The 1737-nt window shown below is 60.5% G+C and carries 2 protein-coding genes; both read left to right on the forward strand.

Annotated features, from left to right (window positions below; translation table 11 throughout):
- The first annotated feature begins 265 nt into the window (after window positions 1-265).
- A complete protein-coding gene (locus EN750_RS32885; RefSeq protein WP_127326784.1) occupies window positions 266-661 on the forward strand; it encodes a hypothetical protein in 396 nt (131 codons plus the stop codon).
- A gap of 29 nt (window positions 662-690) precedes the next feature.
- Window positions 691-1737, forward strand: a 1047-nt coding sequence (locus EN750_RS32890) for an ABC transporter transmembrane domain-containing protein (RefSeq protein ID WP_145968141.1), incomplete at its 3' end; no start/stop codon positions are given.

Below are 1737 nucleotides of genomic sequence, written 5' to 3' on the forward strand. Positions count from 1 at the left end.
TACCTGCCTGCCGGCGGTTTCGGTACGACGATTCTCCTGACTCTCTAAGACTTGATCGCACCGATTCCCGCCGAAACGATTTTTCGGCTCTCGAAGGAATCCTGCGATGTTTTTCAAAAAGTCAAAAGGGCTGAACGCCCCAGCTGAACCTGTCCGGACCGATGCTTGTCATGTCCAGACCGACGCAATGCGTGCCTCCGGCCGAATGCCGGCGGACGATATTGCTTCGCCTTTTTATCTCGATTTTCACACGGAGGACGGACCGATGTTCGATCCCTATAGAATACCTGGCTCGAGGAGCCTGCATATCCACCGACTGCCGACCTGGGCGCTGCTGATCGGCGACACCTATTCGTCGGCGGTTCACGCCGAGGTTCGCCGCCGGCCGCATCGCGGCATGCTGCCGGATGTCGATTTTTCGCGCGCGGTTCCCGATCTGAGCCGGCCTTCGCTGGTGCGCCGGATCATCCGGCTGATCCGGCCGGGCGCGAAAAACCGGGCTGGCGGCACCGTGTCGTCAGGATCGTCTGGCGCAGCTGTCGGCGAAAAGCCCGCGAGCCCCTATATTGCGCGAAGCAGGGCCGACGGTCCGGGTGATTCCAGACCGTCGGCCCTTGACGCCATGGGTTCCGGGGATTTCGTACGCTCACGTGCCGCGTAAGCGGCAAACACATTTCACAGGCATAACCTATGTTGTTGTTTAGCTGGTTTGAAAAAAGGCTCGATCCGTTCCCCGCAGCGGAACCGGTCGAGCCGCCCAAGACGCTGGTTGCCTTCTGCCTGCATTATACGCGCGGCGCATGGCCCTATATCCTTTTCGACGCGGTGCTGGTGACGGCCATCGCGATCGCCGAAGTATGGATGTTCGGCTTCCTCGGCCGCATCGTCGACTGGCTGTCGGGGCAGAATCGCGAAACCTTCCTGCAGACGGAAGCCTGGAAGCTCACCGGCATGGCCTTCATCGTGCTGTTCGCGCTGCCGGGCACGGTATGGCTGCATTCGTTTCTCAACCAGCAGACGCTGATGGGCAATTATCCCATGCGCATCCGCTGGCAGGTGCACCGCTATCTGCTCAAGCAGTCGATGAGTTTCTACCAGGACGAGTTCGCCGGCCGCATCGCGACAAAGCTGATGCAGACGGCTCTCGCCGTGCGCGAATGCGTCATCAAGGTGATCGACGTCCTGAACTACGTTATCGTCTATTTCCTCGGCATGCTGCTCATCGTCGGCTCGGCCGACTGGCGGCTGGCCGCGCCGCTCGGCTTCTGGCTGGTCGGCTATATCCTTTTGCTGCGTTTTTTCATTCCCCGGCTGGGCAAGGTCGGCGAGGAACAGGCCAATGCGCGCTCGATCATGACAGGCCGGGTCGTCGACAGCTACTCCAACATCCAGACGGTCAAGCTGTTCAGCCACGCGCGCCGCGAAGCGTCATTCGCCAAAGACGGCATGTCCGGCTTTCTCGAAACGGTCTACCGGTCGATGCGGCTGGTGACAGTGCTTTTCGGCTCGCTCTACATACTGAATGCATTGCTCTTGTTCTCTGTCACCGCGATGGCGTTGTGGCTGTGGCTGGGGCAAGCCGTGACGATCGGCGCGGTCGCCGTGGTCATCGGCCTTGTGCTCAGGTTGTGGGGCATGTCGCAATGGATCATGTGGGAAATGTCGGGCCTGTTTGAGAACATCGGCACGGTGCAGGACGGTATCGCCTCGATCTCGCTGCCGCGCCTTGTCGAGGAC

Origin of the sequence: Mesorhizobium sp. M7A.F.Ca.ET.027.03.2.1, from assembly GCF_003999175.1 — a bacterium.
In the GTDB taxonomy this organism is placed as follows: domain Bacteria; phylum Pseudomonadota; class Alphaproteobacteria; order Rhizobiales; family Rhizobiaceae; genus Mesorhizobium.